The sequence below is a fragment of the Gemmatimonadota bacterium genome, from assembly GCA_040882465.1.
Lineage (GTDB): Bacteria > Gemmatimonadota > Gemmatimonadetes > Longimicrobiales > Gaopeijiaceae > JBBEBG01.
In genome coordinates, this window is sequence record JBBEBG010000006.1 from 1 (window position 1) to 7,161 (window position 7,161).

Sequence of the window (7,161 nt, forward strand, 5' to 3'; positions counted from 1 at the left end):
CCCCCCCCCCCCCCCCCCCCCCCCCCCCCCCCCCCCCCCCCCCCCCCCCCCGATTTCCTTCCCCCCTCCCGAGTCATCCGGGAGGTGGGTCACTCACTTTAGGATCAGCCTCCGCGAGAACCGCGGGCGATCACCGCTTCGGCCGTTTCGATCCAGACGTCGGTTCCCTGGATGAACTGAGCCACATTCTGATTCGCTTGCTGCGCGTAAGCCTGGCCCTGCACGAGGTACCCTCGAAGCTCCCTCAGCACCGGAAGATAGCGCTGAGCAATTTCAACGCTCGTGCTTTCGCGCATCGCGCGGTCGATCGGCTGGTACAGGGCCACCCCGTGGAAGAAGTTCACCTGCGACCGGAACGCATCTGTGATCCCTTCGAGGTTCTTCGCCGCGACGATGAGTCGGACGCCGTCCTGAAGATCCCCGGCCTCGGTGATCTCCTTGGTCCACCCGTGGCTGAAAAGGATGCCCCCGAGCTGGTCGGGTGACTGCTCCGTCGCCGCGTTCGCCAGGCGAATCTCCTCAATCGCCCCGTCGAGATTGCCGGACTCGAGTTGCCACTGCGCCATCTGGACGTGCGCGTTGGGAAGGTCGGGCTGAAGCTCGAGGGCCCGCTGCATCCGCTGGATCGCTTCCGCATAATCGCCGTTGCGTGCGTACGCGCTCGCCAGGAGGCTCTGGATCTGCGGGTCCTGCGCAAAGAGTTCCATCGCGCGGCGGCCGAAGTCGATCGCGTTTTCCACTTCGCCGAGCTGGATCCGAGCGCGGATCAAGTTGTGGATGTGCCGGATGTCGGTCTCCACTCCGCGCGCTTCGAAGACGGCCTCGAGCGAACGGAGGGCATTCCGATACAGCTCGGCGACTTCGGGCGAAATCTGGGGCGGCCCACCCGCTCCGACCGGCCGAGGCTCGAGCGCCGCCCGCGCTCCGGCCGCACGCATTGCGTACGTGCCGTACGCTTCATGAATGTCCACGTCATCGGGATTCTGCTCGACCCCGGCGCGGACCAACTCCATCGCGCCTTCGTCGTTTCCGGCCTGCGCGAGCTGATAGGCAAGCTGCATACGGACCTGTGCATTGTCCGGGTTCAGCTCGAGATAGCGAGAGTAATAGTCGAACGCCTTGTCGTTTTCTCCGAGCTGGAGGGCGGCGTAACCGGCCCCTTCCAGGTTCGGGCTGCTATAGGGGTCGGCCTCCAGAAGGACTTCGAACTCCTCGAGCGCTTCCTCGAACCGCTCGAGCTCCTGATAGGTCCGCGCGAGCGCCGTGCGGGCCTGCCGCGACTCGGGTGCGAGCTCGACGGCCCGCGTGCAGTACTGAAGTGCTCCCTCCCAATTCCCGGAATTGTAGTCCTGAAAGCAGTAGCTGATCTGGTTCAGGCGATCCACCGTTTCCTGGAAGAAGGCGAGAATCTGGTCGGCCGCCTGGCGCGTCTCTCTCTCAGGAAGCGGATCGGGGGTCACGCTGAATTCCTCCCCGCCCGGGACCGTGAAGAACGACCCCGTGAAACGGATGTTGCCGCCCTCGGTCGCGTAGTCGCCGCAGAAAACCAGGGGCACCCTCAGGAGGTCGGCGAGCTGACGCGCGGTCGTGCAATCAAGATTGCTCGCCCGAAGGTCATACTGCCGCGCCGCCTGGTCCGTATCCCGCTCGGACATGGCCACATGAGTGGGGAGGTCGAGGATGTCTCGGACGCGATCGGAGACGTCCGCGCCGAAATTCTCCCGGGTGCCGTCGGTCGGCTTCAGATTGGCCACCATGACTCGGAAGCGTCCCCCCTCCTGGGCCTCGCTGTGCGCCGGAAAGGTAGGGATCGTCAGCAGGGCTCCGCTGAAGAGGAGGAGACTCACGCCCGCTCGTCGGGTACAGGTCATCTTGCCACTCTCCGGAATATGTCGTGAGACGGATCTGGCCCGGTTATTCACGGGCCCGGAGGCTCGTTCGGCCTTCGCGTATGCGCACTCCTACGACTATGCCTTGCTACGAAACGACGCCTAAGAGAAGGTTCGCCCCTTCGCACGTCAACCACCCCTGCCGGGCGTTCCCGTGATTCGCGACCGGCCGGGCTGCGGAGTGGGCCGGGAGGCCCATTCGGGCCCTCGCACACTAGGCGAGGTCGAGGCGATCCGTCAAGCTTTAACGTTCACATGACAATACCAGCACACTTCGTAAAAGGATCCGTCCGATGACCCCCCCTTTGACCCCCCCTTGCCGATGACGCGCGACCTCCACCCTGATCTCCTGGTCATCGGAGCGGGCGTGATCGGGCTCGCTTCCGCTCTCGAAGCCGCTCGCATGGGGCTCCGGGTCACGGTGATCGAACGCGGGCAGGCGGCGGCGAGGGGCGCGACCCATGCGGCCGCGGGAATGCTCTCCCCCCTCGGAGAGGCTCGGAATGCGGGGGCACTCTTCGAGTTGGGGCTCCGGAGCCTGCGGATGTACGAACGCTGGGTCCAGGGGATCGAGGAGGACTCGGGAATCTCCGTCGAGTTTCGGAAATGCGGCAAGCTTCGCGTCGCCCTCACGGACGACGAAGTCGGAGCGCTCGAGGCGCGCGCGATTCTGGCGAGGAATCGGGGAGTCCCGGCGGAATGGCTTCCGCCGGACGCGATCCGCGGCGCCGGACCGCAGGTCACTCCGTCCGTTCGCGCAGCACTCCTGATCCACGACGACTTCCGCGTAGACAACCGCCGACTCGGGGACGCGCTGGCCCGCGCCGCGACTCACCACGGTGTCGAGCTCCGCATGGGCACGGAAGCGATCACGGTCCTGGCCGAGCGCAGCCGATTCACCGGCGTTCGGCTCGCAGATGGATCCACGATCCCGGCCGGACGAGTCCTCCTCGCGGCAGGCGCTTGGTCCCCGCTCCTGGAGGGTCTCCCAGCTCCTCTTCCCGTCCGCCCCGTGCGAGGACAGATGCTCGCCCTGCTTCCGGCGACCCCCCCCGCGTCGCAGGTGATCGAGAGCGAGGACGTCTACCTCGTTCCGAGAGACGATGGGCGAGTCCTCGTGGGCGCCACGATGGAGGAGGCCGGATATCGGATCGAGAACACGGCCGCGGGGATTCGGCGGCTCCTGGAAGGGGCGATCCGCCTGGCGCCCCACCTCGCCGATGCGCCGCTGACCGAGATCTGGTCGGGGCTTCGCCCTGGGACTTCCGACGGAAACCCCCTGATCGGGCCCGATCCGGAGCTCGAGGGACTCCTCATTGCGACCGGCCACTTCCGAAATGGGATCCTCCTCGCCCCCATCACCGCTCATCTCATCGGAAGGCTTTTCGAAGGAGAAGGGGCCGCGGTGCCGTCGGAGCTCGCCGGCCTCCCGTCGGAGCTCGCCGCGCCGCCGTCGGCATTCGCCGCCCTGCTATCAGAGTTTGCGCCGGGGAGGACCAGGCGGCCCGCGAGTTGACGTCACCCCCCGGCTCGGGTAGCCTTTTGATGCCGGTGGTTGAAATTCATTCTCATCTGGACTGGCCCATATGTCCGCTCCCGTCATCCAGCTCCGGGGCGTAACCAAGCGCTTCTGGCCGGGTCCGGTCGAGGCGGTTCGGGACGTCTCCCTGGAAGTACGAGAGGGAGAGATCCTCACCCTTCTCGGGCCCTCCGGATGCGGGAAGACCACCACGCTCCGTCTCATCGCGGGCTTCGAAGTCCCCGATGCAGGAACGATTGCCGTCGGAGCCCGGACGGTTGCGGGCGATCGATGTTGGGTGCCGCCCGAAAAGCGGGGCGTGGGAATGGTGTTCCAGGACTATGCGCTCTTTCCGCACCTCACCGTCGGTGAAAATGTCATGTTCGGGTTGGACGGCCTCCCGAAGGGAAGCAGGAAAGCTCGGGCCGACGAAGTCCTCCGGATCCTCGACCTGAAGGCCCTGTTCAACCGGTATCCTCACGAGCTCTCCGGGGGACAGCAGCAGCGAGTGGCGCTCGCACGCGCCCTCGCCCCCGCGCCGGTGGTCGTCCTCATGGACGAACCCTTTTCGAATCTCGATGCCCACCTGCGCACCCAAGTCCGTGACGAGGTCCTCGGCATTCTGCGGCGCACGGGCATGACCTGCATTCTCGTGAGCCACGACCAGCGGGACGCTCTCGCGATATCCGATCGGGTGGTCGTCATGAACCACGGCCGCATCGAACAGGCCGGATCCCCCCGGGAGATTTACAAGCACCCCGAGTCCGTCTTCGTCGCGACCTTCGTGGGACGCACCAATCTTCTCCAGGGGGAGATCCAGAACGACGACGGGTGCGTGCTGACGGACTTCGGGTCATTCTGCCGCGTCGATCGCCTGGGCCTCCCGATCGGAAGCCGAGTGATGGTAGCGGTTCGGCCGGATGGCTTCGCCGAGTGCGAAGAACAGGAGGGGATCCTCCGCGGCCGTGTCGTTTCGACGACCTATACGGGTGCGCAAATCGAAGCGGAGATCGCGGTTCCTTCTGCGCACGGGGGCGACCGGCACCTGATCGTGCATCTCCCCCCGACGCGGACTTACGAGCCCGGCGAGTTCCTCTCCTTCGCGCTCGTCCCTGACTTCGCTTCCGTCGTGCGCAACTCCTGTTCGACGCTCGAGCTCGCCGCACGCTGACCAAGCTGGGCTCCTTCGATCATCGAGCGGTACCCCTCCCGAAACGTCGGATAACGTAGCCGATACCCTGACGCTCGCAGCCGCCGGTTCGAGCACCGTTTGTTCGAGCGGGTCCGATCCGCATCGTCGCCGCGCGCGGGGACGGGTTCACCCAACAACTCTGCAACAAATGTGTAGACGTCGCAGAGGCGGACGGGCTCGTCATCCACGCCGACGTAAACTGGATGCGGATCGTCCCGGATGAGGAGGTGCGCGAGAGCCCCGGCGGCGTCGTCCCGGTGAATGCGATTCGACCATATCCGATCCGCCGGAGATCCTTCCTCCGGGCAACGCGCCTCCCCGGCACGAACGCGCTCGAGGAGACGGGTGCGTTCGGGTCCGTAGATTCCGCCCAGGCGAAGTGAAACGGAGGGGACGTTGCTCTCCCGCAGCCGGTCTTCTCCTTCGAGAACAAGCTCGCCGCGAAAGCCATCCGGCGAGGTGGGGGTCTCCTCATCCACCCATGTCCCGGCCGCATCACCCCAGACCGCGGTGCTGGAGGTGAAGAGGATGCGGCGGACCTCCGCGTGCGAGGATTCGAGGGCTCGCAGAACGTTCAGCGGGCCATCCACGTAGGCAGCGCGGTACGCTTCCGGCGAAGACGCTCCGGCCGCCGCCGTGTAAACTGCGGCGTCCACCCGCGGCAGAAGGCGCGTCAAACCGGGATCGAGCAGGTCGGCGGCGACTGGCTGGATCGGTGCGGGCAGCCGACTCGGATCGCGGCGGACTCCCCAGACCTCGTGCCCGGCCGCCGCGAGGATGAGGCCGAGCTCTGTGCCCACGTAGCCGCATCCGGCGATCAGGACCTTCATCTCAGTCCTCGGCCCTCCCCGGCTCTCAATCCACGATCATCTAAGTCCCCCGCTCCCGCCGGCTCTCAATCCAAAATCGCCGCGTGGACGAGCGCCTTGAGGCGCTGACGGAGTGACTCGGGATTCGCCGGAGAATTTTGCCACATCAGGACGATCACGGTTTCCGTGGCGGGGTCGTTCCAGAATATCGTGCCCGCGCTCCCATCCCACCCGTATTCGCCGACGGAAGGCGTACTGCTCGCGCTTCCCGGCGACGCGCTTCCTGATGGAGCACCTCCCGATGGCGCGGTCCCCGACGGCCCACCTCCCGAGTCCGCCGTCCCCATAACCACGTTCACGTTCCCGAGCCCCCACCCCAAGTCTCCGGGGCGGGCGGCCAGGACTTCATCGGAAAGCCCGTTTCGGATCATCATTTCCACGGTTTCGGAGCGGAGGAGCCGCGCGCCGTCGAGCTCACCCAGGTTCAAGAGCATCTGAGCGAATCGAAGGTAATCCGGCACCGTCGAGACGAGCCCCACCGCGCCCTCGAGGAGGTCGGGACGTTCGGTAAAGGGAATCTCTTCGATTTCGAAGGGCGAAAGCGTTCCGTCGTCCCCTCGCCGATAGACCGTCGTCAGCCGGTCGAGCTGGTCCGTGCGCACCTGGAATCCGGTATCCACCATGCGAAGGGGTGTGAAGATGCGCTGGTCCATGAACTCATCCAGCGGCATTCCCGACCAGACTTCCACGAGGCCGCCGAGGACCGTCGTCCCTTCGCTGTAGCGGTAGCGCGTCCCGGGATCTTCCATGAGGGGCGCGGAGACGATGTTCTGGATGAACTGGGCCATCGTCATGTCCCGCCTGCGGACCCCGAGGTCGCGATAGAGGGCCGACGTGCGATGGTTGAGTCCAGACGTGTGCAGGATGAGATCGCGAACTGTGATTTCGCGAACGGGAGGGCGAGTCGAGCCCGACGCCTGGTCCTGCACGGCGACGCGCGAAAAATCGGGGAGGTAGCGGGAGACCGGGTCGTCGAGCTCGAACCTGTCCTCTTCCCAGAGCATCATGACCGCGACGGAGGTCACCGCCTTCGCCATGGAGTAGATGCGGAAGAGCGACCGGTCGGTCATGGAAGTCCGAGATTCCAGATCCTGGTATCCCACGGCATCCAGGTAGACGATTTGGCCGCGGCGGGCGACTCCCGCGGCAGCCCCCGCGATCGTTCCCGCGTCCACGTATTGTTGCATGAGAGCGGTGACCTCAGCGAGGCGGCCTGCGCTCATTCCGACAGACTCCGGTGAAGAGACGTCCTGGGCCGCGAGTGGCGAAGTCCACTCCATACTCGCAACCGCGAGGATCGGGAGAAGATGTACCAGGCCCGTCGAGGGAAGCCATGTGGTTCGCGGCATCGTGATCCGCCCCGACTTAGAGGCGCCCCAATAAAGATGAAAAGGATGAGGATGAGGAAGAGAAACGACAGCTCGCGAACATGATACCCGTCCCGGTGCGGCGCGGCACGGGGTAGAGTCAGCAGCCGTGATCCGCGTCGGCCGCCGGGCCAGCTCACGCCGGTCGCTCGGCGCGTGCCCGACGGGTCGTTCAGCCCCGTCCCTCCGGCAACTCCGCTCCCATCATTCCGGTCGCTCCGGCCGGTCCGATCACTCCAGTCGCGCCTCCTCCTTTGCCCCGGTCGGCCGCTCCGGCAACCCCGCCCCCTCATTCCGGTTGGCCCGCCTCGTTGGCACCGGTCTC

General features: G+C 66.0%; 5 protein-coding genes. 2 read left to right on the plus strand and 3 right to left on the minus strand.

Annotated features, from left to right (window positions below; translation table 11 throughout):
• Positions 1-104: 104 nt before the first annotated feature.
• A complete protein-coding gene (locus WEG36_01635; protein ID MEX1256295.1) occupies positions 105-1,871 on the minus strand; it encodes a tetratricopeptide repeat protein in 1,767 nt (588 codons plus the stop codon).
• 340 nt (positions 1,872-2,211) lie between these two features.
• On the opposite strand from WEG36_01635, the gene thiO reads away from it, so the two are divergent.
• Both thiO and WEG36_01645 read left to right on the plus strand, forming a co-directional pair.
• Positions 2,212-3,405 carry a glycine oxidase ThiO gene (gene thiO / locus WEG36_01640; GenBank protein MEX1256296.1) on the plus strand — a complete coding sequence of 398 codons (1,194 nt, stop codon included), beginning with the start codon at positions 2,212-2,214 and terminating at the stop codon, positions 3,403-3,405.
• A 70-nt stretch (positions 3,406-3,475) separates the two neighbouring features.
• Positions 3,476-4,579: an ABC transporter ATP-binding protein gene (locus WEG36_01645; protein MEX1256297.1), complete on the plus strand. Its 1,104-nt coding sequence runs from the start codon at positions 3,476-3,478 to the stop codon at positions 4,577-4,579.
• On the opposite strand, the gene WEG36_01650 is transcribed toward WEG36_01645, so the two are convergent.
• Together WEG36_01650 and WEG36_01655 are read right to left on the minus strand one after the other, a co-directional pair.
• Entirely contained in the window at positions 4,483-5,430 is a 948-nt protein-coding gene (locus tag WEG36_01650) for an SDR family oxidoreductase (protein MEX1256298.1), read from the minus strand. The two genes, WEG36_01645 and WEG36_01650, sit on opposite strands and share 97 nt — an antisense overlap.
• A gap of 65 nt (positions 5,431-5,495) precedes the next feature.
• A complete protein-coding gene (locus WEG36_01655) occupies positions 5,496-6,692 on the minus strand; it encodes a serine hydrolase domain-containing protein (GenBank protein ID MEX1256299.1) in 1,197 nt (398 codons plus the stop codon).
• Positions 6,693-7,161: the final 469 nt, after the last annotated feature.

Excerpts from the sequence above, each read along its gene's own strand:
- WEG36_01635 (MEX1256295.1), bottom strand. The coding sequence starts at position 1,871 with ATGACCTGTACCCGACGAGCGGGCGTGAGTCTCCTCCTCTTCAGCGGA.
- thiO (MEX1256296.1), top strand. The coding sequence starts at position 2,212 with ATGACGCGCGACCTCCACCCTGATCTCCTGGTCATCGGAGCGGGCGTG.
- WEG36_01645 (MEX1256297.1), top strand. The coding sequence starts at position 3,476 with ATGTCCGCTCCCGTCATCCAGCTCCGGGGCGTAACCAAGCGCTTCTGG.
- WEG36_01650 (MEX1256298.1), bottom strand. The coding sequence starts at position 5,430 with ATGAAGGTCCTGATCGCCGGATGCGGCTACGTGGGCACAGAGCTCGGC.
- WEG36_01655 (MEX1256299.1), bottom strand. The coding sequence starts at position 6,692 with ATGAGCGCAGGCCGCCTCGCTGAGGTCACCGCTCTCATGCAACAATAC.